Raw genomic sequence first — 25,016 nt, 5'->3', positions numbered from 1 at the left:
AGTCAGGCTTGTCCAAGCGCAAGCCTTTAGGGGCGTGCCTTCATGGGGAATTAACCCTGCCAGGCGCAGATGGACTCCCCGATTTTGCGACAAGGATCGAGCATGGCCCGCCGGCCCGAAAAATCACAGGCGGCGCAGCGCGCCCGTTCGGCGGCACCGTCGCACCGAGGGCGGCGAGCCAAGCGGCGCAAGCCGGCTGCCAGCGGCTTCCCCTGGTTTCGGACGCTTGCTTGCCTGTTCATCATTGGCTCTCTGGTCGTTGCCGGTTGGCTTGTGTCGATCGCCCGCGACCTGCCTGATACCAGCGGGCTCCAGGCGATCGAGCGCACCGCGACAATCACCTTCCTGGACCAGGATGGCGCCCTGATCGCCCGCCGGGGTTCAGCGCATGGCCATGAGGTCACAATCGACAATCTGCCGTCCTATCTGGTTGATGCTGTGCTCGCAGTCGAGGATCGACGATTCTACAGTCATCCGGGTATCGACGTGATCGGTCTCGGGCGTGCCATGGTGGCCAATCTGCGCGCCGGCCGGGTGGTCCAGGGCGGGTCCACGCTGACCCAGCAGCTCGCCAAGAACCTGTTCCTGTCACCGGAGCGAACCTTGCGCCGAAAAGTGCAGGAGATGATGCTGGCCTTCTGGCTGGAGAGCCGGTTCAGCAAGGATGAGATCCTCGAACTCTATCTAAACCGGGTCTATTTTGGTGGAGGTGCCTACGGGGTTGAAGCGGCATCGTTGCGGTATTTCTCACGGTCGGCGAGCGATCTGGGACTGGGAGAGGCGGCGCTGCTGGCCGGATTGCTGAAGGCCCCGTCCCGCTATAGTCCGGTCAATGATGCCCAGCGTGCCGCAGCCCGAGCGACGGTGGTTCTGGACCTGATGGCGCAAACCGGCCGAATTACCGAGGCCGAGCGGATCGAGGCCGCCCGTACACCAATTCGCGTGTCGCGCGGTGCTTCCAGCCAGGGCGCGCAGTATTTCATCGATTGGGCCGCCGAACAGGTTCGCGGGATCGCCGGTCTGGATCACGGCGACCTCGTGGTTCACACGACCCTTGATGTCGACGCCCAGCGCGCCGCGGAAGCTGCCATCAGCCAAATTCTCGATAATCCCGAACTTGCCTCCGGGGCCGGTGAAGGGGCTCTCGTGTCGCTTGCGTATGACGGCGCGGTACGGGCCATGGTTGGTGGACGGTCCTACTCGCGCTCGCAGTTCAATCGTGCGGTTCTGGCTCAGCGCCAACCTGGCTCGGCGTTCAAGCCCTTCGTCTATGCCTCGGCATTTGAAGCCGGCCTGTCTCCGGACGACCGACGCAATGACGCGCCAGTACGTATCGGGGACTGGGCGCCGCAGAACTATAATGACGAATATCGCGGGGAAATGAGCCTGCGTGAGGGCTTCACCCGGTCTTCCAACTCTATCGCCGTACAGATCGCCGAAGAGACCGGTCGTGGCCATGTTGCCCGCCTGGCGCGCCGACTGGGGATCGAAAGCCCGATGCGTGTTGACCGGTCATTGGCCTTGGGGGTGTTTGAGGTCACGCCCATCGAGCTTGCCTCGGCTTATACGCCGTTCGCCAATGGTGGTGTCCGGGCTCAAGCCTACGGCATCGATCGGATTGAAACGTCCTCGGGCGAGCTGGTGTTCGCGGCGCCTGCCGGCCAAGCGGATCTTGTGCTGGACGCACGGACCGGCGCACGGATGCGCGAGCTGTTGGTCAGCAATGTGCGGCAGGGCACAGGGCGCCGCGCGGCGGTCTCCGGCCTGACAGTCGGAGGCAAGACCGGCACCACGAACGATTTTCGAGATGCCTGGTTCGCCGGGTTCGATGGACAATTGGTGACCGTTGTCTGGACCGGAAACGACGATAACTCGCCAACTGATCGGGCGACCGGTGGCGGACCACCGGCCCGGGTGTTCCAGGCCTATCTGTCCACTGCGCCCCGAAGCGGACTTCAGGCTAGGGTCGACCCGGTCGCAGCCCGGATCGCGCAACTCCCCCGCGACGGATCCGACGGCGCGACCACTTCAATCCCCGTCGCACCGGAACCGGAAAGCGAGCCAGAGGACCCGATCGGCGCGTTCCTGTCGGGTCTGGGGGGACGCGACTGACACGGAATCCCCCCAAAACAGCGGCAGGTTTCAGCGACGTGTCGCAATTGCGGTGTTAAACTCTCCGTTGAGGGAATTGAAAACACCGATCCAAAAGGGGGTCATAATGAGATACAATCTGCTTACCGCCGCAGCTGCTGCGAGTGTCGCTGTCTACATGTTGCCGGCTGGCAGCGTGGAGGCGCAAAGCCGTGCCGCAGCGGAAGCCGCCATGGCCCGGATGGGCCTCGATGGCTCACATGAGTCCATCAGTTTCGAGAGCGCCGACTACCGCAATGGCCGCTACACGCTCAATGATGTGACGTTCTCCGACTTCAACGACGATGATCTCGACTCAAGCGATGAAGTTCATGCTGACCGCATGGTCTTCGAGTCGCTTCGCCTCGATTCCAATGGTGAAGTCCTGTTTGACGCCTTGGCTCTGGAAGGCATTTCAGGAACCGATGACGAGGACGGGACCGTCGTGCGCCTGGACCGGATCAGTCTGGAGGGCCCCAATGACGCGCTGACAACAGACTTTGGCCGGGCTGTCGCCGGTGAGACCGATGAAGACTATGAGCCGGCGTGGAATACCTATGAGTTCGAGGGCTTCAGCATCGATGGGCTGACAGGAGCCGGCGCCGATGAATCGGGCCCGTTCGAATTCGGCCTAGCCCGCCTGGTGATCGAGAACTACACCCGCGTCGAACTTGGCCGCATGGCCATGCTGGGCTTCGGGTTCTCCGGCGTCGATGAAAGTGGCGACGAAATTACGGTGAACATGGGCGAGGTTTCTCTGGTTGGTTTCCAGACAGAGGCCTATGCCGACATGATGGACGCCGCCGCGGCCGGAGCCGATGACAGTTCCATCGCGCAGGCCTATTACCAGAGTGCATTCCTGTCGCCGCTTGACGTCTATGACAGTTTTGCCATTCGGGACATTCTTGTCGAAGCGTCGGGTGTTCACTTCTCGATGGACCACTTCACGGCGGCGATGGAGCGTTATGGTTCGCGCATCACCAGCACGGCGGAGCTTGGATCGGCGATGTTGATTCCCGATCCGTCGAAGCCGGCTGGCGCACAGCTGGCGATGGGTCTTGGCATGCTCGGCTATGAGCAGCTCGAACTGCGCATGGCGGCGAACTCGATTTATGACGAGGACACCGGCCGCGCTTACACGACCGGCGACAATTATATCGAGTTGACGGACGGCCTGCGCATCGAAATGGGCCAGGATGTCTCCGGCTATGATGCATACTTGGAGAGCTTGCCGGATACTATGGCAACGCTGGGAGCCCTCGACGAATCCGATGAGGATGCGCAGCTGGACGCGATGGCGCAGATGATGGCTCCGTTGCTCATCAACAATATCTCGATGCGACTGGTTGACCTGTCGATCCTCGACCGGGCACTGGAAGCCGGGGCTGCGACCCAGGGCGTGAGCAAGGAAGAGCTGCGTGTCCAGGCCGGCGCGATGCTCGGTATGAGCTTGATGGCAGCCCCGCCGGAAGTTCCTCGCCCTGTTCTGGCTCAACTGTCGACAGCCCTGACCAACTTCATCAACCAGGGTGGCAGCCTGACGGTCGACATGACCCCGCCTGCACCACTGAGCATTGGTGACATGCTGGTCGATATCGAAGCTGGTGCGTTCGACTACAACTCACTCGGATTGACCATCACTTCCGAAGCGCCCTGATCCGGCGCGCAGCACAAACAGAAAGGCGCCGCCCATCCCGGGCGGCGCCTTTTTTGTTGTCAGGGTGGGTAAGGGAAGCTAGCGGATTTCGAGTGCTGCCTTGCCGGTCTCATCCATGAACGTTTTCATCCGGGGCGCGATCTCCTCGCGGAAACGGCGTCCGTTGAAGACGCCGTAATGGCCGACCGAGGGCTGGACCCAGTCCTGTTGGAGCGCTTCGGGCAGATTGCCACACAGGGTGTGGGCGGCCTGGGTCTGACCAATCCCTGAAATGTCGTCATTCTCACCCTCGACGGTCAGAAGGGCGATGTCCTTGATGGCTGACGGGTCGACAATCCGGTCACCATGAGTCTGTTGCCCGCGTGCCAGCTTGTGCTCCTGGAACACGTCGGTGATCGTTTGCAGGTAAAACTCTTCGGACAGATCCATGACGGCGAGATATTCATCGTAGAAGGTTCGGTGCTTCTCGGCACTGTCGCCATCGCCGTCGACCAGATGGGTATAGAAATTCCAGTGCGCATCGACATGCCGGTCCAGATTCATGTTCATGAAACCGGCCAATTGAAGGAAGCCCGGGTAGACGCGGCGGAAAGCACCCGGATTTGGAGCCGGGACCGTATGGATCAGATTGCTGGCAAACCAGTCGAACGGCTTTTCTTCGGCCAGCTTGTTGGGAACAGTCGGCGACAGCCGGGTGTCGATCGGAGATCCCATGAACGTCATCGAGGCCGGTCTGTTCGGGTCGTCATCCTCGGCCATCATTGCAATCGCAGCGAGGGTTGGCGGGCCGGGCTGACATACGGCCACCACATGCAGATCGGGCCCGAGAAGGGTGATCATCTCGCGGATATAGCTCGTGAAGTCGTCGAGATTGAACCGGCCTTCGGTGACGGGCACCGAGCGCGCGTCATGCCAGTCGGTGATATAGACTTCACTGTCCGGCAGAAACGCCTCGACAGTGCCGCGCAGCAGCGTCGCGTAGTGACCGGACATAGGCGCGACAAACAGGACTTTCCTGTCAGAAGTTTCGCCGCGTGCTGCGATCAGCGCGTCCTGGTCGCGCTCGAAATGGAGAAGCGAGCACCAGGGTTTGGTCCAGATGGTCTGTTCGCTGACGCCGACCTGCGCGCCATTGATCTCGATCTGGTCAATCATCCACTCCGGTTTGGCGTAACGCCGGGTGACGGACTCGAACAATTCTGCAGCCGCCGCCATCGTGCGGCCGGCCATGGTGTCTCCCATCGGATTCATCGGCGAGCGCATCATCTGGCGCGTGGCGTTGGCAGCGGCTCGCCATGGAGTCATCGCCATCCGGTTGAACTCATAAACGCTGTAAAGCATGTGCTCTCCTCGCGATGGCGCCAGACGCAACCGCTGTTCCGGATGACTATCCGGGGTTTTCCTCAAGGAAGTCTTGCAGGCGGGCCGCGACATCTACCGGATCAACCCCCGGCGGGAAGACGTCCACGAATACGCCGTCCGCATCCATCAGGTAGATGAAGGAGGAATGGTCCATCAGATAATCGCCGCTGCCAGCGTCCTCGGCGCGTTGATAGACGACGCGGTACGCCCGGGCGGCGGCTGAAATCTGTTCTTCCGTGCCGGTCAGGCCGACAAGGCCCTCCGGAAAGGCAGGGGAGCTGACATAGCGGGCCATTTGCTCGACGGTGTCGCGCTCGGGGTCGAAACTGATCAGGATCGGCTGGATGCGGGCGCGTTCACTGGCGGTCAGCCGGTCCATTGCGGCGGCCATGATCTGCAGCGAGAACGGGCAGGCATCGGGGCAATAAGTATAGCCGAAATAGATCAGCATGAGCTTGCCCGAATAGGTCTCTTGGGTGACGGTGGCGCCGGTCTGGTCAACCAGTTCAAACGGCCCGCCAATCTGTGCTTCGCCACTCGTGCGGACAGCTCCACGTCGCACCTGTTGCGAGTCGTCATTCATCAGGAACTGCGAGAAAAAGGCGATCAGCAGCACGGTTGGTGCGGCGATGAGAAGCCAGAGCAATGGGCGCGGCATTGTCACTCCTGGGAACTCCGGCGCGATCTATCCGCGCGCGGACGAAGCATGTTAGTCCAAACACATGGGTTTGCTGCGGCTGCGAAGGTAGGGCCAAGCCTGTCGCCTGTCCATCGCGGCACGCGGTCACGCTTGCGGGAGGTTTGCCATGACGATTGAGAATGATTGGGACCCGTATGGCGCCAACGCTCATCTGACGCCCGTTTTTGGCAGGTTGCGTCTGAGAACGCTGGTCATGCTGCGCTGGCTCGCGGTCGGTGGTCAGACAATAACCATCCTGACGGTCCATTTTCTTGCCGGCTTCGAGCTGCCTGTCGGCCTGTGCCTGGGCATCATCCTGCTCAGTGCCCTGGTCAATACCTGGCTCACACTGGCTGTTCCGCCACAGAAATTTGCCCGTGACTGGGAGGCGTTCGGGCAGCTTGGTTATGATGTCCTGCAGATGTGCGCCTTGCTGATGCTGACAGGTGGGTTGCAAAACCCCTTTGTCGTGATGCTGGCCGCGCCGATCATCATTGCCGTTGCCGCCCTGCCGCCAAGGTGGTCCAGCGGTGTGGCGGCCATCGCTTTCACAGGCACTGGCGCCATGTGGGTGTGGAGCATGCCGCTCCCCTGGTATGACGGAGAGACGCTGGATCTTCCCGGCATGTACGTCTTTGGCCTGTGGGCGGCGATCTTCATCGCTGTGGCTTTCACCGCGGTCTACTCGTGGCGGGTCAGCCATGAGGGCAAGCGGATGGCGACGGCGCTCGCAGCAACCCAGAGCGTATTGTCCAGGGAACAGAGGTTGTCAGCGCTCGGTGCCCTGGCGGCGGCCGCGGCCCATGAGCTCGGCACGCCACTGGCCACAATCCAGTTGACGGCCAAGGAAATGCTTCGCGAGATCGAGGCGGGCACGCCGCTTGGAGAAGATGCGGAGCTTCTGGTCACCCAGGCCCGTCGTTGCCGCGACATCCTGAAGCGCCTCGGTGAAGTGCAGGAAGCTTCCGATGCCCGCCATGACCGCATCGAACTGCTCGCCGCACTGGAAGAGGCGAGCGCACCACTTCAGGGCCTCGGGCCTGTCGTGAGTGTCCAGCTGGGCGCGGGCACCGACGACGAGCCACCGGTCTTGAGGCGGATCCCGGAACTCCTCTACGGGATCGGCAATTTCATTGAAAACTCGGTCGATTTCGCCGTCTCCCGCGTTGTCGTCGAAGGCCGGTGGGACCGGACCAACATCTATGTGCGGGTTATGGATGACGGACCGGGTTTTTCGTCCGACATCCTGTCAAAAATTGGCGAACCCTATGTCACGACCCGGTCAGGAACTCCCGGCCAGGGGGGGCTTGGTCTCGGGGTCTTCATCGCCAAGACAATGATCGAGAAGAGCGGCGGTGTGGTGCGTTTCGACAATGCGCCCGCACCGGGCGGCGCCATCGTCTCGATCCGCTGGCCGCGTAAACGGGTGGAGGCGCAGCACGCGGTGGGCTAGACAGTGAATCACCATCGGATTTTGCGAGGACCGACGCGTGAGCGAGATCGAATACGAACTTCCCGACGACAAGTCTCTTCTCATCCTGGACGATGACGCGCCTTTCCGCACCCGGCTCGGCCGGGCCATGACCGGTCGCGGCTTCATTGTGTCTGCCGTGGCAAGCGTTGATGAAGCCAAGGAAGTGGCGCGATCCAATCCGCCGGCTTTCGCGGTGCTGGACCTGCGCCTGCAGGATGGTGACGGCCTGGATGTCGTGAAGGCACTGCATGCTTCGCGAGCGGATTGCCGCGTTGTGATGCTTACAGGGTATGGCAATATCGCCACCGCGGTTGCGGCCGTGAAGGCGGGCGCCGTCGACTATCTGTCCAAGCCGGCTGACGCCGATGACATCATCAAAGCTCTCCTGGCCCATCCGGAAGACAAGCCGGAACCGCCGGAGAATCCGATGTCAGCTGATCGGGTGCGCTGGGAGCACATTCAGCGTGTGTTTGAGCTGTGTGATCACAATGTCTCCGAAACAGCCCGCCGCCTGAACATGCACCGTCGCACCTTGCAACGCATTCTCGCCAAGCGCGCACCGCGTTAGCGGTCAGAACCATTGCTGGGCGCGACACGCGCATACCCGTATACGGGGCCGCCATTGGCGCCTTGCACGATGGCGACGGTGCCATACCGCCGAAAGCTCTCACCTGTGAAGGTGGTCGGGCCGCCCGACCAATTTCCTAAATAAGTCAGACTCTTCACCATGTTATAGTGAAGCATGTCTAGGCCCTCATTCTCGCCGGACAGGACTGAGACGGAAGCCCAGCCGGGCGCGTAGGCGACGAGCCAGACATCCAGTTCCTCTTCGGGCGCTTCGCCGTCGAGGCTGACGCGAAATGATCCGAAAGGGCCGTCTGCCACAGTGATCACCGGACTTCCGGGCATCGCGGTCAGGCGGGCCTCGACGGCATTGGCGACCGCATCCTGCTCCCAACCGGGGGCATCGGTCACACCATCGACCACGAAATGGGGTGTGTAGAGCCGGGGAACGTCCAGTCGGGGCAGATAGGTGCGTTGGCGCTGGACGTATTCCGGACGGGCATAGGTGTCGGTCCAGCCATACATGTCCCAATAGGACACTGCGTAGGCGAGTACGAAGACATTGTCGCGCTGGTCGAGCTCACCGAGATAGCGGTTCGCTTCTGGGCACAGTCCACATCCTTGGCTCGTGAAAAGCTCGACCAGGACAGGGCGCTCGTCCTCCGTGCCGGGCTCGTCAATCGCGTGCGCAGCCGGGAGGCAGGCCCATCCGAGGACGGACAGGAAGAGGGCGGACAGCCATTTCATGCGCTTAGATAAGCATGCCCGCCCGCATCATCCAATCAAATGGACGTGACGCGGACGGGAGCTTGATGGCCGCAGTCTTACGACGCTGCGAGATTGCGCAGCACGTAGTGCAGGATGCCGCCGTGGCGGAAGTATTCCAGCTCGTTCTCGGTATCGATCCGGGCGCGGGCCGGGGCCGTTTTCACGGTACCGTCCGGGAAGGTGATCGACACCGTCATCACGGCTCGCGGCTCAAGGGCCTCGATCCCCAGAATGGTCACGGTTTCGTCGCCGGTCATACCCAGCGCTTCCCAGCTGGCACCGTCTTCGAACTGCAGCGGCAGCACGCCCATTCCGATCAGATTGGAGCGGTGGATACGCTCGAAGCTCTCGGCGATCACGGCTTTGACGCCCAGCAGGCGGGTGCCCTTGGCAGCCCAGTCACGCGACGACCCGGTGCCATATTCCTTGCCGCCGAACACGACCAGCGGCGTACCGTTGGCCTGGTGTTCCATGCAGGCGTCAAAGATGTCGACCTGCTTGCCGTCCTTCAGCGTGTAACCGCCCTCGACGCCATCCAGCATCTTGTTCTTGATGCGGATATTGGCGAACGTCCCGCGCATCATCACTTCGTGATTGCCGCGGCGCGAGCCGTAGGAGTTGAACTCCAGCACCGGCACTTGGCGTTCCTGCAGGTAACGACCGGCCGGGCTGTCGGCCTTGATCGAACCGGCCGGCGAGATGTGGTCGGTGGTGATCGAGTCGCCAAACAGGCCCATGATCTTGGCATTGACGACATCGCCCGGGCTTTCCGGATCCATCGTCATGCCTTCGAAGTAAGGCGGGTTCTGCACATAGGTCGAGGTGTGGTCCCAGGCGTAGGTCAGCCCGCCGGAAACTTCGATGCCGCCCCAGGCGTCATCGCCCTTGAACACGTTGGCATAGCGTTTGGCGAACATGTCCGGGGTCACCGAGGTGCGAACGACTTCGGCGATCTCGGCGGAGGTCGGCCAGATGTCCTTGAGATAGACGTCATTGCCGTCCTGGTCCTGGCCCAGCGGGTCGGTGACCAGATTGACCTTCATCGATCCGGCCAGGGCGTAGGCGACAACCAGCGGCGGTGAGGCCAGATAGTTGGCGCGCACGTCCGGCGAGATCCGGCCTTCGAAATTGCGGTTGCCCGAGAGAACGGACGTCGCCACGAGATCATTCTCGTTGATGGTCTTGGAGATCGCTGGCGGCAGCGGGCCGGAATTGCCGATACAGGTGGTGCAGCCATAGCCGACGAGATCGAAGCCGAGCGCGTCAAGGTCGTCATTGAGGCCGGCGCGCAGCAGGTAGTCGGTGACGACCTGCGAACCCGGGGCCAGCGAGGTCTTGACCCACGGCTTGGTCTTCAGCCCCTTGGCCACGGCGTTGCGGGCGAGGAGACCTGCGCCGAGCATGACCGACGGGTTCGACGTATTGGTGCATGAGGTAATCGCCGCGATCGCCACATTGCCGTTGGTGAAGGCATAGTCCTCGCCCTCGACCGGGGCCGACTTGTCCAGCTCGTCGCCCTTGCCGTACTCGCTTTCCATGATGCGGGCAAAGCCGGCGGAGGCATTGGACAGCTCGATCCAGTCCTGCGGGCGTTTCGGGCCGGAGACGGCTGGCACGACTTCCGACATGTCCAGGCGCAGCGTGTCGGTGAAGACCGGGTCAGCGTCGTATTCCGGGCGGAACATGCCTTGTGCCTTGGAGTAGGCTTCCACGAGCGCGACGCGCTTGTCATCGCGGCCAGTGGCCTTGAGATAGGCGAGCGTCTCGTTGTCGACCGGGAAGAAGCCGCAGGTCGCGCCGTATTCCGGCGCCATGTTGGCGATTGTGGCTTCATCTTCCAGCGACAGGTGATCAAGGCCGGTGCCGTAGAATTCGACGAATTTGCCGACCACGCCTTTCTGGCGGAGCATTTCGACGACTTTCAGCACCAGGTCGGTGGCGGTGGCGCCTTCCGGCAGCTTGCCGGTCAGTTCAAAGCCGATGACTTCCGGGATCAGCATGGAGACAGGCTGGCCGAGCATGGCGGCTTCGGCCTCGATCCCACCAACACCCCAACCGAGAACGGCGAGGCCGTTGATCATGGTGGTGTGGCTGTCGGTGCCGACGCAGGTGTCCGGATAGGCGATGGTTTCGCCGTTTTCGTCCTTGGTCCAGACGGCCTGGGCGAGGTTTTCCAGATTGACCTGGTGGATGATGCCGGTGCCCGGCGGGACGACGCGGAAATTGTCAAACGCCTTGGCGCCCCATTTGAGGAATTTGTAGCGCTCGCCATTGCGCTCATACTCGCGCTCGACATTCTTGGCGAAGCTGTTGGCCTGACCGAAATTGTCGACCATGACCGAATGGTCGATCACGAGGTCGACGGGGACTTGCGGGTTGATGCGGTCCGGGTCGGCGCCAAGCTTGGTCGCGGCGTCGCGCATGGCGGCGAGGTCGACCACGGCGGGCACGCCGGTGAAGTCCTGCATGACCACGCGGGCCGGGCGGTAGGCGATCTCATGGGTCGACTTGCGGGTCGTCAGCCATTCGGCCATCGCCTCGATATCGGCCTTGGTGACGGTCTTGCCGTCTTCAAAGCGCAACAGGTTTTCCAGAAGCACTTTCAGCGAGCCCGGCAGGCGGGACACCCCGGCCAACCCGTTCGCCTCGGCGACCTTCAGGTCAAAATAGGCATAGGTCTCACCGGCTGCGGTGAGGGTGCGTTTACAGGAAAAACTGTCGAGAGAGGCCATATGGGTCGTCCTCATGGGGTCAGGGGTGAAATACCCGGTGGGGAGGTCGGCCGCAGTTTACGGCCACATGTTTTGGCGGGTTTTAGCCGGACATTCGGTTTGCTGCAATGCGGCGTTGCGCGCGTTGACGGATGGGGTGCTGTCAGGCGACATGCAAAGTGATGCCGACCATGACCGCGAAATTCCCCGATCTGCCCGATCTGCAGCCTGAGAGGCTCCAGGTTTCCGGTCTGTCGCTGAGCCGCGGCGACATCACGCTGGTCCGCGATTTCAGCCTCGATCTGGCCCCGGGCGAGGCGGTGCTGATGAGCGGGCCCAACGGGACCGGCAAGACAACCCTGCTGCGCGCGATCGCCGGATTCGTCCGCCCTGATGCGGGGCGTGTTGTCTTCGGTGAGGGCCCAAAGGCTGACAATGCTGCCGAGCTTGTTGCGTGGTTGGGTCATGCGGACGGCCTCAAACCTGTCGAGACGCCGAGACAGAGTTTGCGCTTCTGGGCGAAGATGAATGATCAGGGCCGCGATCCTATCCTGCCCTTGATGCGCGCGATGGCCATTGAGAGCCTGATCGACCGACCGGCCAGCCGCCTGTCGCGGGGCCAACAGCGCCGTTGTGCGCTGGTCAGGGTTGCGCTGGCCAACCGGCCGATCTGGTTGCTCGACGAGCCCGCCGGTCCGCTCGATGGCGGTGGACGTGCGCGTCTGGCAGCGCTTGTGGACTGGCATCGTTCACGCGGCGGAAGTTTGATCGCAGCGACGCATCAGTCCCTGGATTGGCCGGACGCCAAACGAATCGACCTCGGGGCGCACCGATGAGCGCTTTTGGAGCCATTTTCTCGCGCGAAGCCGGACTGGCCTGGGCGGGCGGCGGCGGTCCGGCCGGACCGGCTGCTTTTTTCCTCGGCGCGATCACGCTGGCACCGCTGGCCATCGGTCCGGCCGCTGACCTGCTGGTTGCAGTGGGACCGGGCATTATGGGTTTCGCCGCATTGCTGTCAGTCCTGCAATCAGCCGACCGCCTGTTTGGCGACGACCATGCTGACGGCACCGCCGAGCTCTATCTGTTGAGTGGCCTGTCGCTGCCATGGCTTGTGCTGGCCAAGGTCCTCGGGCATGCCCTGGCCACGCTGTGGCCCCTGCCTGTGATCGGTCTGCTGGGCGCCATGATGTATGGCGTTCCGGTGCTTCCTGCCTGCGTGGGAGCCCTGGCCTTGCTGGCCGCCATTCCGGCCCTGTCCCTGATCGCCGGCTTCGCCGGTGCTCTGGCGGCGGGTGTCCGGCGCAGCGGCTTGTTAATCGCACTGATCGCGACGCCAATGATGGTACCGGTCCTGATTTTCGCCGCCGGCGCGGGTCGGTCGGCCCTTGCAGGCGATGAGCGGGCGCTCGCCAACCTGCTGCTGACGATTGCCGTCTCGCTCGGAACAACTGCGCTGGCACCATTCGGGATTGTTGCGGCCTTGCGGAGCCGGTTGGGCTGACGGAAAATCGGTCGCAGTTGCCCGCAAGGCAGCGGCACAGTAAGTGAGCTGACATGCTGTCCTACTTCTCCAACCCGCAACGCTTCGACCAGCTCGCCCGGGCCCTGATCCCGGTGCTCGGGTTCCTGTCTGTGCTGTTGCTGGCCGTTGGTGTCTGGCTGGCCTTGTTCGGCTCACCGCCGGACTACCAGCAGGGCGAGACGATCCGGATCATGTATGTGCATGTGCCGGCGGCCTATATGGCAATGGCGCTCTATGCGGCGCTGGCGGTGGCCAGTTTTGTCTATTTCGTCTGGCGCCACGCGTTGGCCGACACGGCAGCCGAGATCATCGCGCCGATCGGCGCGGTGTTCACGGTGCTCGCCCTGTTCACCGGCTCGCTTTGGGGCAAGCCGATGTGGGGCACCTGGTGGGAATGGGATGCACGGATGACCTCGGTGCTCGTGCTGTTGCTGGTCTATCTTGGCTATATGGCGCTGCGGGCGGCGCTCGAGGATACCCAGCAGGCCGCGCGCACCGGTGCTGTCCTGGCAATGGCGGGGATCGTTAATCTGGTCATCGTGAAATTTTCGGTCGACTGGTGGTCGAGCCTTCACCAGCCCGCCTCGATCATCCGCCTTGATGGACCAACCATTCATGCCAGCCAGCTCTGGCCGCTCCTGATCATGATCCTGGCCTATACCTGCTTTGCCGGCTGGCTGGTGCTCTACCGTCTGCGCAGCCAGGCGATCCGGCGGCGCGTGCGCACCTTGCAGCGCCAGCGTGAGCAAGCGGCCCGGGCGCGAGAAGAGGCTGTGTCATGAGCGAGTTTCTGGAAATGGGCGGCTATGCTGCCTTCGTCTGGCCGACTTGGGCCGCGTCTGTCCTGGCCCTGGCCGGACTGGTCGCTCACGCTCTCATCGAGCGGCGGCAGGCCCGTGAAGCCTTGCGTCGGCTGGAACGGGATGAAGCTTGATGCAGTCGGTCCGGATTGCCGCATGGTTGGCGTTGATCGGACTGGTCGCGGCGCTTGGTTGGCGGCTGTGGGATAATCGCAGCGCTCCGGTGCCAATCCCGATGCCGGCGCTCACCACGACCCCGCTGGAGGGGCGCGAAAGCTTCGATGCCGCTTTGGTGGACGGTGTCTGGTTGCTCAATGTCTGGGGCAGCTGGTGCGCGCCTTGCCATGCCGAGCACCCGGTGCTGATGGCCTTGCGAAGCGAGGGTATCACGATCTACGGGCTGAACTGGCGGGATACGCCGGAAGCTGCCAACCAGTTTCTTGATGTGCTGGGAGACCCGTTTGTGGGCGTCATGCAGGATGACAACAACCAGTCTGTGCGAGCCCTCGGCATAGGAGGCGCGCCTGAGACCCTTGTCATCGCAAATGGCGAGATTCTGGCACGCTGGCCCGGCCCGCTGACCCCGGATGCCCTGCGGCAGGTCATCTATCCGGCTCTGGATCGTGCGCTGCGGGACTAGGTGCCGGTTTTCGGCGTCGCGTCAGCCGAAACCTTCTTCGACTTTCGGGCGGCTTTCTTGGCCTTGGCCTTGGCTTTTTCCTTGGCCTTCTTTTTGGCCTTCTTCTTTTTCTCTTTGACCTTGATCTTGGCCTGCTTGGCTGCCTCCTCGCCCTTCTCAAGCGTCTCCGCTATCCGGCGCAGGGTCTCCAGGAAACTCGCGCGCTTGTTTTTCGGCAGAGCCGACAGGATCGCCTTGTCAGCCTCCATTGCGCCGAGCGTCGCCGCCTCGAGCAGCGCCCGTCCGTCGTCGGTCAGCTTGACCGCATTCGCGCGGGCATCGTCCGGCAGCTTTTCGCGTTCGAGCAGGCCGTTCTTGACCATGCGGGCGACCAGCTCGGCGAGTGTGGAGCGATCAATCCCGGTCGACTTGACCAGCTGGGTCTGGGTCAGGCCTTCTTCCTCGGCGGTCGCGTGGAGGACGGCAAATTGGCGCTGGGTGAGCTTGGCTCCGGCCATGGCTTTGGCAAAGCGCTCGGCCGCAAACTGCTGGGCCCGGTGCAGCAGGTGCCCGGGCGACTCCGAAAGATGGAAACCCTTGGTGTCTTGTTTGTCTTGCGCCATGACCGCCCCCGGCTGTTCGGGAATTCATCCTAGGTCGGATTTATAACGCGGGAATGACAAATGTCCGAACACGGAGTGTCGGTTTCAGGCCTCGGGTTCTGCAGGGGTTTTCGGCTGATTCTTGAGGATCAGCGGCATCTGTGATGCCGCGAACAGGACCGACAATACCATCACGCCAAGCTTGGCATTCGACCAGAAGGCCTCGCTCAGTTCCAGTCCGGCGAACCAGCGCGCGCTTTGCGGCACGACACTGTCCGTGATGTGGCGCCACATAACTTCATTGAGGCCGGCGAGGAATTGGAACCAGAGCGCCCAGCGGATGGCGAGAAGGGTCCAGGCGCGGTCGGTCAGTTCGAAGATATGCCCGAAGAAGACCTTCCAGATATTGTGACCCAGCGCGAGGCTGACCAGGACCAGATAGGACAGGAAGAGATTGATGATGGTGGGCTTTGCGTAGATGAAGATCGGATCCTGCAGGAAAATGCCCAGCGCCCCGAAGAACAACACGATGACCGTGGTGAAGACCAGCATCGGTGGAATGCGTTTTTCGATCCGGATCGACATCACCAGGGCGATGGTTGCAGCAACCATGTAGGCGCCTGTGCCAATGTAGATGGCCTGGTCGCCGGCAAACATGCGCGCCAGATTGTACACCACGATCCAGACGCCGATCGGACCAGCGTCGATGAGGAGGCGCGAGCTTTGCTCGGACGTTTTCTGGGTCTGGGCCACGGGCGGCTCCTCGGTTGCGGGTTACATGACCTGTAGCAATACGAGCCCCGTGGCGAGACAGATTGCAAGCATTGTGCGCCGTGCACCGAAGGGTTCCTTCAGCACCAGCGCCGCCAGCAGGGCCCCCAGGACGATCGACAATTCGCGCAGCGCCGCCATCGGCGCCACCGGGGCGTTGGCATAGGCGTAGAGGGCCAGGCCATAGGTGGCGAGGTTGAAGCCCATGCACATCAAGGCCGGGCGGGTTTCCTGCCGGGCGATGGCCAGGAAGGCCGATCCACGGCGGAGGATGGCGGTGGGCAGGATGGTCACGCCGGACAGGACGAAGAACCAGCCCAGATAGATGAAAAGCTGGCCGGACGTGCGCACGCCGGCCGCGTCGATAACGGTATAGCTGGCCGTCATGCTGGCGGCGGCAAGGGCGAGCAGGATGAGTTTCAGCTTGGGTTTGCCGTCACGTTCGGGCCAGGCAAAGCCGATCAGCGCCGCTGTCGCAACGCCTAGCCCGGCCAGCTGTCCGAGCGTAACCGTCTCGCCGAGAAACACGAATGCAGCCAGTGCCGCCAGAGCAGGAGCCGCACCGCGCATGACCGGATAGGCGAGATTCATCTCGCCCTCGTTGAAGGCCGCGACCAACAGCATGTTGAAGGCCCAGATCACCACCGCGCCGGCCAGGAGGAAGCGCCAGACTTCCCAGGGCGGGAGGGGCTGGAACAAAAGCCAGGGCAGAATGAGAATCGCCAGATAGCCCTGGGTCAGGCCACGAAAAACCAGCTTGTCGCTCGCCTTCTTGGTCAGCAGGGTCATGATCGCGTGCGCCAGCGCCGAGCCGAGCATGGCGACGGTTGCGAGGGCGAGCGTGTTGTCCAAGCTCTAGCTGCCCAGTCCCGCGAGGGCCCGGGAGAAGTCGCGGGCCGAGAAGGGCTGCAGGTCCTCTTCCCCTTCGCCAATGCCGATATAGTGGATCGGCAGCTGGAACTTCTCGGCGACCTGGACCAGGGCGCCGCCCTTGGCGGTCCCGTCCAGCTTGGTCATCACCACGCCGGTTACTTCGGAAGCTTCCAGGAAGGCCTGGGCCTGCGACACGGCATTGGATCCGACCGTGCCGTCCAGCACGAGGACAACATGATGCGGCGCGTCCGGCATGCGCTTCTTGATGACCCGCACCACCTTGCGCAGCTCGTCCATCAGCTCGGCCTTGTTCTGCAGGCGACCGGCGGTGTCGATCAGGACCACGTCATGACCGTCGCGATCGGCTTGGTCGATGGCGTCGAAGGCGAGACCGGCAGCATCGGCTCCGATTTCGCGCTTGATCACCGGCGAGTTGGCCCGCTCACCCCAGACCGAGACCTGCTCGATCGCAGCGGCGCGGAAGGTGTCGCCGGCGGCCAGGATCGGATTGCGGCCGTCACGCTTCAGCTTGACAGCAATCTTGCCCAGCGTGGTGGTCTTTCCGGACCCGTTCACGCCAACGAACAACACGACCTGTGGCCGTGCGCCGCTCAGATCGAGTCTCTGCTCAAGCGGCGTCAGCGTTTCCGCGACCACCTCCGCCAGGGCTTCGCGGACCTCCTCGTCGGAGACTTCCTTGTCGAACCGGTCCTTTGCCAGGCGTTCGGTGACCTGCCTGGCCGCGGTCGCGCCGAGATCGGCAGCGATCAGGACATCTTCAAGCTCTTCCAACGCCTCGCGATCGAGCTTTCGCTTGGTGAAAATCGCGCTGACGCTGTCTCCCAGCTTGGACGAGGAGCGTTTGAGCCCCTGTGCCAGCCGGGAGAAGAAACCGGGCTTCTTCTCGCTCATCCGGTGATGACCCCCTGCAATTCACGCCCGTCATGCCCCGATATGGCGATATCGACAAGCACACCGGCCCGCGGGAACTCGGCTTCCGCGATACGGATGCCGGCAAAATTTCCGGCGCGCGCAAAGCCCGGTTTCTCAACCAATGCGGCCTTCTCCAACCCGATCATCCCGTCCAGATGACGGTTCAAGGCCTCGTCAGCCTTGGCGCGGAGCCGGTTGGCGCGATCCTTGATCACCGCGCGCTCGAGCTGTGGCATGCGTGCGGCCGGGGTGCCGGGGCGCGGCGAATAGGGGAAGACATGCAGATAGGCGAGCTGGCACTCGTCGACCAGGCGGATTGAATTCTCGAACATCGCTTCGGTTTCGGTCGGGAAACCGGCAATCATGTCGGCGCCGAAGGCGATCTCCGGCCGGGCCGATTTCAAACGGTCACACAGCGCGATCGCATCATCGCGCAGATGGCGCCGCTTCATGCGCTTGAGGATCATGTCGTCCCCGGCCTGCAGCGACAGGTGCAGGTAGGGCGCGATGCGGGCCTCGCCGGTGACCGCCTCGAACAGGGCCTCATCGATCTCGATGGCGTCGATCGAGGACAGGCGCAGTCGGGGCAGATCCGGCACATGTTTGAGGATGGACTGGACCAGGCGCCCCAGTGGCGGCTTGCCCGGCAGGTCCTCGCCCCATGAGGTCAGGTCGACCCCGGTCAGCACGACCTCGCTGTGGCCACTATCGACCAGAGTCTTGATCTGATCGACCACCTCGCCAGCGCCGACCGAGCGCGAATTGCCGCGGCCATAGGGGATGATGCAGAAGGTGCAGCGATGGTCGCATCCATTCTGGACCTGGACATAGGCCCGGGCCCGTCCCTCCATGCCCTCCACTAGATGACCGGCGGTCTCGGTCACGCTCATGATGTCGTTGACGCGCACCTTCTCGGTGCCACCCAGCAGGTCGGCGGGTTTGAAGGTTTCAGCCTTGAGCTTGTCATCATTGCCGATGACCCGGTTCACTTCCGGCATCTTGCCGAACATCTCCGGATCGACCTGGGCTGCGCAGCCGGTGACGATGATTTGCGCGTCGGGATTGTCGCGGCGGGCACGACGGATGTTCTGACGGGCCTGGCGGACGGCCTCATTGGTGACCGCGCAGGTGTTCACGAGAATGGTATTGGTCAGGCCCTGATCGCGGGCATGCTTGCGCATGACCTCGCTTTCCCAGGCATTCAGCCGGCAGCCGAAGGTCAGGATTTCGAGCCCGGCTTCGGCGTCGACAGGCCGTGTCGGCGGCGTGTCGGCACCGGAAGCGGCCGGATTGTCATCATGCGTGCTCATTGAGAGCGGATAAGTGGTGGAGTGGCGGCTTATCGTCAAGCGGCGCGGGCAATCAGCGCTTCATCAACCGGTTTGTCGCCTCGCCGACCATCACCGCCCAGATGCCGAGGGTCGCATGATAGATGTGCCAGTTGGTGATCCCCAGCGTGCTCTCTGTCCGGCTGCCACCGATCAGTAGCGATACAGCCCCGATCAAGACGAAGCTGCCAAGCCAAACCAGTCCGGCAGGGCGTTGACCGTGCATGACCAGCATGACGCTGGCGGCCAGACCAAGAACGAGTGCCAGCATTGGCAACAGGCTGATCAGGGCTTCGGTGCCGGGAAAGAACATGAGAAAGGCAACCAGAGCCGGAATGCCGTAGCGGATATAGCGGGTGATCCCGCTGTCCAGTTTGACCGCCCGAGTTTTGAGCATCAGACCGGTCGCGATCAGCAGGAGTCCGGCAGCTCCAGCGAAATCGGTCGCCAGGCTATGCAGGCCGGCCAGCTCGCCGATCTGGCCGGAGGCAAAACGCACCACACCGATCAATGCGGCGAAGGCCATGAAACCCAGGCCGAAGCGGATCATCCGGACCTTGCCGTCGCGGCGATGTGGCCACAGCAGATAGATGCCGAGAAAGGCGCCGATCACCACGAGGGCGTCGGTAATGGCGAAGGCGATCATTCCGATTGCTCCGCCACGGCTGCGGCCTGTTCCTCGATCCAGGCGACCATTTTGGCTTCCAGGGCCGAGAGCGGCATGGCGCCGTCCTCAAGCAGGCGGTCGTGGAAGGCCCGGATATCGAAATCAGTACCCAGCCGGGCTTCCGCTCGGGCCCGAAGGTCACGCATCAACAATTCGCCCGACTTGTAGGCCAGGGCCTGGCCGGGCCAGGAGATATAGCGTTGAACTTCGGTTCGGACATTGTGCGGGGCCAGGGCCGAGTTTTCCAACAGGCAGGCTTCAGCCTGTTCCTGGGTCCAGCCCATGTAGTGGATACCGGTATCGACGACCAGGCGGCAGGCGCGCCACATCTCGTAGGTCAGCCGACCGAATTCCTCGTAGGGCGTGGTGTACAGGCCCATGTCGGTCGCGAGAGTCTCGGTATAGAGGCCCCAGCCCTCGCCGAAGGCGGTGATGTAGCTATTGCGGCGAAAATCCGGGACGTCTTCGAGTTCGGCGGCGATGGAAATCTGGTGGTGATGGCCCGGGACTGCTTCGTGCACGGTGAGGGCCGGCAGTGTGTAGAGCGGGCGCTGGGTCAGGTCATAGGTGTTGACCATATAGCCGCCGGCCACACCGTTCTCGATATCGCCTGGCCAGTAGCGACCCGTGGTGTAGGTCGGCGCCATGGTATCGGGAACGGGCCGGACGCCGTAGGGCAGGCGCGGCAGATGGCCGAAGAAGCGCGGCATCGCGTCATCGGCGCGCTTGGAGATCCAGGCCGCGTGCATCAGCAGCTCTTCCGGTGTCTCGGCATAGAATTGCGGATCTGTACGCAGGAAGTTGAGAAATTCCGCGAACGTCCCCTCAAAGCCGGACCGCTCGATCACTTCATCCATCTCGTTGCGGATGCGGGCGACTTCGTTGAGGCCGCGCTGATGGACCTCCTCAGGTGAGGTGTCCAGGGTTGTGTGGTAGCGCACCAGGGTCTGGTAGTACTGACGACCCTCGGGCACCTCGGAGATCCCGAGGCTTTCGCGCGTCTGCGGGATATACTCGTCGCGCAGGAAGGCGAGCAGGTTCTCATAGGCCGGGATGGCGGAGCCCCGGATAGCGGTTTCGGCGTCTGCGCGCACACGGGCTAGCTCGTTGGCGGGGAGGTTTTCGGGCATGCCCTCGATCGGGGCGATCAGCAGACCGTGCAGCGTATCGGGATCGCTCAATGCCTCCACTTGGGACGCCGCCAGTTCGGCGATAAGGCGGGGTTGGGTGAATCCGTCTGCAAGGCCCCGGCGCATCCATTCGATATTGGCATCGAAGAAGCCGGGGATGGCGTTGATGCGCGTTACCCAGGCATCGGCGCGCTCAATGGTGCGCAGCCGGGTTGAAGCCGATGCATAGGATGGGGCGGAGAAAAATCCGCTATCATTGTTGAAGGGGCGACGGGCTTCGTCGAACGGCGCCAGTTCGACACGGAAGCGCAGGATGTAATCAAGAACGGCGTGGGAAATCCGTTCATTGTCGTCGAGGGCCTCCGCATCGATGGCCTCAAGGCGTTGCAGGAAGTTCGCTTCCGCCTGTGCCTGCGCGTCCAGCGACGCTTCGCTGACATCATACCATTGTCCGGCCGCTTCCAGATCGCCGTCGCGTGCACGGGCGCCGGGGCTGTTTTCATGTTCGAAGGCTTCGAACTCTTCGATCAAGGTGTTGAAGGCGGCGCTGGCTGACATGTCGTCGGCCTGAGCCGTGATCTTGGCTGGCGACGGGTGCGATTCCGCGATCGAAGCCGGTGCAACAGCAAGGCTCAGCGAGAGCAGTGAAGCACCGGCAAGCAGGCCGGCAGAACGATGAAAAAGCATGGATCTCTCCCCTGTTTGCCAGAGGATGGCCCGGCGCGAGACGGCCCGCAAGCCGGGCGGTCACCGCGGTGATGGGCGGTCAGCGGTGTTTGCGCTGCAATCCGACGCGTTTGGCGACCATGTTGTTGACCAGTCGCTCGGGCAGGATTTTCGGTAGCGACCAATTGGTCATCCGATCCGGCACGATGGCGTAGCGGAACCGGGGTTTGGCGTCGGTGAAGGCGCGAAAGACACGGTCGGCGATCTTGGAGGGCGGGAAGCCCGCCGGACCATTCTTGGCCATCCAGCCCTGGATCCGCTGCATCGCCTCGAAGAAGGGGCTGTCCTTGTAGGGCGTCGTGTCGATTTCCTCGGCCTTTGACCAGATCGGGGTCGCCACCGCACCCGGTCCGATGACGATCACCTCGATGCCATAGAGCATGAGTTCACGTCGCAGAGATTTACTGATCCCCTCAACGGCATGTTTGGACGCGGCGTAGGGCCCGAGGAAGGGCGCACCCATTTCGCCGGCCACCGACGACATCATCACAATTCGGCCCGGCTCGCCGGTCAGGCTTTCATCAACGCCCAGAAGCGGTCCGAACGCCTGGGTGACCCGGACAATCCCGGTCACATTGACGTCCATCTGGTTCTGGAATTCCTCGATCGGCAGTTCCAGCATCGGCCCCGCGACCGCAATCCCCGCATTGTTGACCAGGCCTTTCAGCGTCTGGCCGTCCAGCGCCTCGCGGACGGTGGTTGCGGCGCGATTGACACTGTCCGTGTCGGTCACGTCCATGATCACCGGGACGAGGTTGGCACCGAGCTCGGCTTTCAGACGTTCGCCATCTTCGTTCTTGCGGACACCGGCAAACACCCGCCAGCCCTCGTCAACGAGGCGCTTTGCGCAGGCGGCGCCGATGCCGGTGGACGCGCCGGTCACGACGGTGGAGGGCTGGGTCTGGCTCATGTCGGGTTCCTCGAGGGCTTGAAGTCAATCTAGGGCGCGGACGGGGTTTCGCAACGCGTCTGCGTACCGAATCCCGGAAAAAATGTCCGGATGTTGTCAGCGGTACGCTTCGCGGCGCGTTGACCCTGACAGCTTCAGGCCTATTGTGCTGCGTCGACACTGACTTTCTGCGCCGGCGGGGCTGCCGCGCAGGTTCCGGACAAAAGAGCGAAAGGCTGCCGCATGGCTTCCGACTGGTCTGATCCGCGTCCGATGTCGCCACACCTGCAGGTGTGGCGCTGGCACGCGACGATGGCGTCATCCATCCTTCATCGTGCCACCGGGGTGGCGAACTATATTGGCGCTGTCGCGATCAGCGTCTGGGTCGTTCTTCTCGCCTTCAGTGCCGAGGGCTCGATCGGTTTCCTGTTCGAGGGCTGGATGGCCTGGGTCACCCGCTTTGGCCTGATCGCCCTGACCTATTCGGTCAGCTATCACTGGCTCAATGGCCTGCGCCACCTTCTGTGGGACGCCGGCAAGGGCTATGATCCCAAGGGCTCGAACCTGCGCTCCATCCTGATCATTTTCGGTGCGGTCATCCCGACGGCGCTGATCTGGCTCGACCTGGGGATTTGAGATGAGTGATTATCGCACCCCCACTGCCAAGGTTCGCGGTCTCGGAGCCTCCGGTCATGGCGCCAGCCACTGGATCACGCACCGAGTGACCTCGATCGCCCTCTTCTTCCTCGCTCCGGTCTTTGTCTGGATGCTGGCGAAATCCGGCGCGCCCGCGAACGCGGCCGAGTTTTTCTCCAGCCCGGCCGGCGCCATCATCACCCTGCTTACCCTGACGGCGGGTTTGTCGCACATGCGTCTGGGTATGCAGGTGATCATCGAGGACTATGTCCACAAGCACAGCACCAAGACGCTTTTGATGCTGGCAAACACTTTCCTGACGCTGGGGCTGTGGCTTGTCACTGCCTTCGCCCTGCTCAAACTCGCGCTTTAACGGACGCACGACATGGCCGAATACAAATGGATCGATCACACCTATGACGTGGTCGTCGTGGGCGCCGGGGGCTCGGGCCTTCGTGCAGCGCTCGGAGCTTCCCAAGCCGGTCTGAAGACCGCCTGCATCACCAAGGTCTTCCCGACCCGTTCGCACACGGTTGCGGCCCAGGGCGGGATTTCTGCCTCGCTCGGCAATATGGGCGAGGATGACTGGCGCTGGCACATGTATGACACCGTCAAGGGGTCGGACTGGCTGGGCGATCAGGACGCCATCGAATATCTCTGCCGTGAAGCACCGGCTGCCGTTTACGAGCTCGAGCATTGGGGCGTGCCCTTCTCGCGCACCGAAGACGGAAAGATCTATCAGCGCGCCTTTGGCGGCATGACGAAGAATTACGGCGAAGGCCCGGTCCAGCGAACCTGTGCCGCTGCCGACCGTACCGGTCACGCCATCCTGCACACGCTCTACGGTCAGTCGGTCCGCAATGAGACCGAATTCTTCATCGAGTATTTCGCGCTCGATCTGATCATGGATGATGACGGTGTCTGCCGTGGCATCACCGCCTGGAAGCTGGATGACGGCACGCTGCACCGTTTCCGCGCCCAGACCGTGGTGCTGGCAACCGGCGGCTATGGCCGGGCCTATTTCTCCGCCACTTCGGCCCACACCTGTACCGGTGACGGCAATGCCATGGTGCTGCGCGCCGGCCTGCCGCTGCAGGACATGGAATTCGTGCAATTCCACCCGACCGGCATCTACGGTGCTGGCTGCCTGATCACCGAGGGCGCCCGCGGTGAAGGCGGTTATCTGACCAATTCCAACGGCGAACGCTTCATGGAGCGCTATGCCCCGTCGGCCAAGGATCTTGCGTCTCGCGATGTCGTTTCGCGGTCGATGACCATGGAAATTCGCGAGGGTCGCGGTGTCGGCGCCAATGGCGATCATATTCACCTTCATCTCGACCATCTTGATCCGGACATTCTTGGCGAGCGCCTGCCGGGCATTTCCGAGAGTGCGCGCGTCTTCGCCGGTGTTGATGTGACCAAGGAACCGATCCCGGTCTTGCCGACGGTCCACTACAATATGGGCGGCATCCCGACCAATTATCACGGCGAAGTCCTGACCAAGGTCGGCGGTGATGCCGATACGGTCGTTCCGGGCCTGATGGCTGTCGGTGAAGCGGCCTGCGTCTCGGTGCACGGCGCCAATCGTCTCGGCTCGAACTCGCTGATCGACCTTGTTGTCTTCGGCCGCGCTGCAGGCTTGCGCCTCGGTGAGACGACCAAGGCCGGCGCCAGCCAGCCCGAGATCAAGGCGACCGACGGCCAGATCTCGCTTGATCGGCTGGACAAGTATCGCAACGCCGCTGGCGGCACGCCAACCGCCAAGCTACGCTTGGAAATGCAGCGCTCCATGCAGAATAATTGCGCTGTCTTCCGGACCGGCGAGGTCCTTGCCGAGGGTGTTGAGGCGATCAAGCAGGTCTATACCGGCATGCCGGATATCGGTGTCACCGACCGCACCATGGTCTGGAATACCGACCTCATGGAAACGCTGGAACTGGACAACCTGCTGAGCCAGGCCGCTGTCACCGTGAACGGTGCTGCCAATCGCGAGGAAAGCCGCGGCGCCCACGCCCGTGAGGACTTCTCGGATCGCGACGATGAGAAATGGATGAAGCACACGCTCGCCTGGTGCGACGAGGCCGGCAATGTGAAGATCGACTACCGCCCGGTCCACACCTACACGATGTCCAACGATATCGAGTACATCAAGCCGAAGGCACGGGTTTACTAGGC

General features: G+C 62.7%; 24 protein-coding genes. 12 read left to right on the top strand and 12 right to left on the bottom strand.

Annotation, left to right across the window (positions count from 1 at the left end; translation table 11 throughout):
* Window positions 1–102 precede the first annotated feature (102 nt).
* On the top strand, window positions 103–2,112 hold the full coding sequence (locus ACN0X9_RS07910) for a transglycosylase domain-containing protein (RefSeq protein ID WP_417487071.1): 2,010 nt from the start codon (window positions 103–105) through the stop codon (window positions 2,110–2,112).
* A gap of 106 nt (window positions 2,113–2,218) precedes the next feature.
* A complete protein-coding gene (locus tag ACN0X9_RS07905; protein ID WP_417487070.1) occupies window positions 2,219–3,787 on the top strand; it encodes a hypothetical protein in 1,569 nt (522 codons plus the stop codon).
* A 78-nt stretch (window positions 3,788–3,865) separates the two neighbouring features.
* Here ACN0X9_RS07905 and ACN0X9_RS07900 read toward each other — a convergent pair whose 3' ends face one another.
* On the bottom strand, window positions 3,866–5,128 hold the full coding sequence (locus ACN0X9_RS07900; RefSeq protein ID WP_417487069.1) for a polyhydroxyalkanoate depolymerase: 1,263 nt from the start codon (window positions 5,126–5,128) through the stop codon (window positions 3,866–3,868).
* A gap of 46 nt (window positions 5,129–5,174) precedes the next feature.
* Window positions 5,175–5,807 carry an SCO family protein gene (locus ACN0X9_RS07895; protein ID WP_417487068.1) on the bottom strand — a complete coding sequence of 211 codons (633 nt, stop codon included), beginning with the start codon at window positions 5,805–5,807 and terminating at the stop codon, window positions 5,175–5,177.
* 148 nt (window positions 5,808–5,955) lie between these two features.
* Between ACN0X9_RS07895 and ACN0X9_RS07890 the strand changes: the two genes are divergently transcribed.
* Both ACN0X9_RS07890 and ACN0X9_RS07885 read left to right on the top strand, forming a co-directional pair.
* On the top strand, window positions 5,956–7,281 hold the full coding sequence (locus tag ACN0X9_RS07890) for an ActS/PrrB/RegB family redox-sensitive histidine kinase (RefSeq protein WP_417487067.1): 1,326 nt from the start codon (window positions 5,956–5,958) through the stop codon (window positions 7,279–7,281).
* A gap of 37 nt (window positions 7,282–7,318) precedes the next feature.
* Window positions 7,319–7,870 (top strand): ActR/PrrA/RegA family redox response regulator transcription factor, encoded by a 552-nt coding sequence (locus ACN0X9_RS07885; protein WP_417487066.1) that lies wholly within the window; start codon window positions 7,319–7,321, stop codon window positions 7,868–7,870.
* Here ACN0X9_RS07885 and ACN0X9_RS07880 read toward each other — a convergent pair.
* Together ACN0X9_RS07880 and acnA are read right to left on the bottom strand one after the other, a co-directional pair.
* Window positions 7,867–8,613, bottom strand: a complete 747-nt coding sequence (locus tag ACN0X9_RS07880) for a DUF1223 domain-containing protein (RefSeq protein WP_417487065.1) — start codon at window positions 8,611–8,613, stop codon at window positions 7,867–7,869. The genes ACN0X9_RS07885 and ACN0X9_RS07880 overlap by 4 nt on opposite strands.
* A 77-nt stretch (window positions 8,614–8,690) precedes the next feature.
* Window positions 8,691–11,366 carry an aconitate hydratase AcnA gene (gene acnA, locus ACN0X9_RS07875; protein WP_417487064.1) on the bottom strand — a complete coding sequence of 892 codons (2,676 nt, stop codon included), beginning with the start codon at window positions 11,364–11,366 and terminating at the stop codon, window positions 8,691–8,693.
* 170 nt (window positions 11,367–11,536) lie between these two features.
* Between acnA and ccmA the strand changes: the two genes are divergently transcribed.
* From ccmA to ACN0X9_RS07850, 5 genes are read left to right on the top strand one after another with little or no spacing between them, the layout of a single operon-like run.
* Window positions 11,537–12,181, top strand: a complete 645-nt coding sequence (gene ccmA, locus ACN0X9_RS07870; RefSeq protein WP_417487063.1) for a heme ABC exporter ATP-binding protein CcmA — start codon at window positions 11,537–11,539, stop codon at window positions 12,179–12,181.
* On the top strand, window positions 12,178–12,846 hold the full coding sequence (locus ACN0X9_RS07865; RefSeq protein ID WP_417487062.1) for a heme exporter protein CcmB: 669 nt from the start codon (window positions 12,178–12,180) through the stop codon (window positions 12,844–12,846). The genes ccmA and ACN0X9_RS07865 overlap by 4 nt, the downstream gene beginning before the upstream one ends.
* 53 nt (window positions 12,847–12,899) lie before the next feature.
* Window positions 12,900–13,649 (top strand): heme ABC transporter permease CcmC, encoded by a 750-nt coding sequence (gene ccmC / locus ACN0X9_RS07860; RefSeq protein WP_417487061.1) that lies wholly within the window; start codon window positions 12,900–12,902, stop codon window positions 13,647–13,649.
* A complete protein-coding gene (ccmD, locus tag ACN0X9_RS07855; RefSeq protein WP_083759596.1) occupies window positions 13,646–13,801 on the top strand; it encodes a heme exporter protein CcmD in 156 nt (51 codons plus the stop codon). The genes ccmC and ccmD overlap by 4 nt, the downstream gene beginning before the upstream one ends.
* On the top strand, window positions 13,801–14,307 hold the full coding sequence (locus ACN0X9_RS07850) for a redoxin family protein (RefSeq protein ID WP_417487126.1): 507 nt from the start codon (window positions 13,801–13,803) through the stop codon (window positions 14,305–14,307). Before ccmD ends, ACN0X9_RS07850 begins: the two co-directional genes overlap by 1 nt.
* Here the strand turns inward: ACN0X9_RS07850 and ACN0X9_RS07845 are convergent.
* From ACN0X9_RS07845 to ACN0X9_RS07810, 8 genes are all read right to left on the bottom strand, one after another.
* Window positions 14,304–14,909 carry a MarR family winged helix-turn-helix transcriptional regulator gene (locus ACN0X9_RS07845; RefSeq protein WP_417487060.1) on the bottom strand — a complete coding sequence of 202 codons (606 nt, stop codon included), beginning with the start codon at window positions 14,907–14,909 and terminating at the stop codon, window positions 14,304–14,306. The genes ACN0X9_RS07850 and ACN0X9_RS07845 overlap by 4 nt on opposite strands.
* Before the next feature lie 84 nt (window positions 14,910–14,993).
* Complete coding sequence (locus ACN0X9_RS07840) at window positions 14,994–15,641, bottom strand: inner membrane-spanning protein YciB (protein ID WP_417487059.1); 648 nt, start codon at window positions 15,639–15,641, stop codon at window positions 14,994–14,996.
* 21 nt (window positions 15,642–15,662) lie between these two features.
* Entirely contained in the window at window positions 15,663–16,511 is an 849-nt protein-coding gene (locus tag ACN0X9_RS07835; protein ID WP_417487058.1) for an EamA family transporter, read from the bottom strand.
* Window positions 16,512–16,514: 3 nt separating this feature from the next.
* A complete protein-coding gene (gene ftsY / locus ACN0X9_RS07830) occupies window positions 16,515–17,444 on the bottom strand; it encodes a signal recognition particle-docking protein FtsY (protein ID WP_417487057.1) in 930 nt (309 codons plus the stop codon).
* Window positions 17,441–18,775, bottom strand: a complete 1,335-nt coding sequence (gene mtaB / locus ACN0X9_RS07825) for a tRNA (N(6)-L-threonylcarbamoyladenosine(37)-C(2))-methylthiotransferase MtaB (protein ID WP_417487056.1) — start codon at window positions 18,773–18,775, stop codon at window positions 17,441–17,443. Before mtaB ends, ftsY begins: the two co-directional genes overlap by 4 nt.
* A gap of 52 nt (window positions 18,776–18,827) precedes the next feature.
* On the bottom strand, window positions 18,828–19,439 hold the full coding sequence (locus ACN0X9_RS07820) for a hypothetical protein (RefSeq protein WP_417487055.1): 612 nt from the start codon (window positions 19,437–19,439) through the stop codon (window positions 18,828–18,830).
* Complete coding sequence (locus ACN0X9_RS07815) at window positions 19,436–21,277, bottom strand: DUF885 domain-containing protein (RefSeq protein WP_417487054.1); 1,842 nt, start codon at window positions 21,275–21,277, stop codon at window positions 19,436–19,438. Before ACN0X9_RS07815 ends, ACN0X9_RS07820 begins: the two co-directional genes overlap by 4 nt.
* A gap of 79 nt (window positions 21,278–21,356) precedes the next feature.
* A complete protein-coding gene (locus ACN0X9_RS07810; RefSeq protein ID WP_417487053.1) occupies window positions 21,357–22,226 on the bottom strand; it encodes an SDR family oxidoreductase in 870 nt (289 codons plus the stop codon).
* Window positions 22,227–22,448: 222 nt separating this feature from the next.
* Here ACN0X9_RS07810 and sdhC point away from each other — a divergent pair, with 222 nt between their 5' ends.
* The 3 genes from sdhC to sdhA are packed head-to-tail and all read left to right on the top strand — an operon-like array spanning window position 22,449 to window position 25,014.
* Window positions 22,449–22,841 carry a succinate dehydrogenase, cytochrome b556 subunit gene (gene sdhC / locus ACN0X9_RS07805; RefSeq protein WP_417487052.1) on the top strand — a complete coding sequence of 131 codons (393 nt, stop codon included), beginning with the start codon at window positions 22,449–22,451 and terminating at the stop codon, window positions 22,839–22,841.
* Between the two features lies 1 nt (window position 22,842).
* Window positions 22,843–23,214 (top strand): succinate dehydrogenase, hydrophobic membrane anchor protein, encoded by a 372-nt coding sequence (sdhD, locus tag ACN0X9_RS07800; protein WP_417487051.1) that lies wholly within the window; start codon window positions 22,843–22,845, stop codon window positions 23,212–23,214.
* Between the two features lie 12 nt (window positions 23,215–23,226).
* A complete protein-coding gene (gene sdhA, locus ACN0X9_RS07795; RefSeq protein WP_417487050.1) occupies window positions 23,227–25,014 on the top strand; it encodes a succinate dehydrogenase flavoprotein subunit in 1,788 nt (595 codons plus the stop codon).
* Window positions 25,015–25,016 lie beyond the last annotated feature (2 nt).

Source organism: Maricaulis sp. (genome assembly GCF_048268525.1).
Taxonomy (GTDB): domain Bacteria; phylum Pseudomonadota; class Alphaproteobacteria; order Caulobacterales; family Maricaulaceae; genus Maricaulis.
This window is presented reverse-complemented; position numbering and strand designations above follow the sequence as displayed.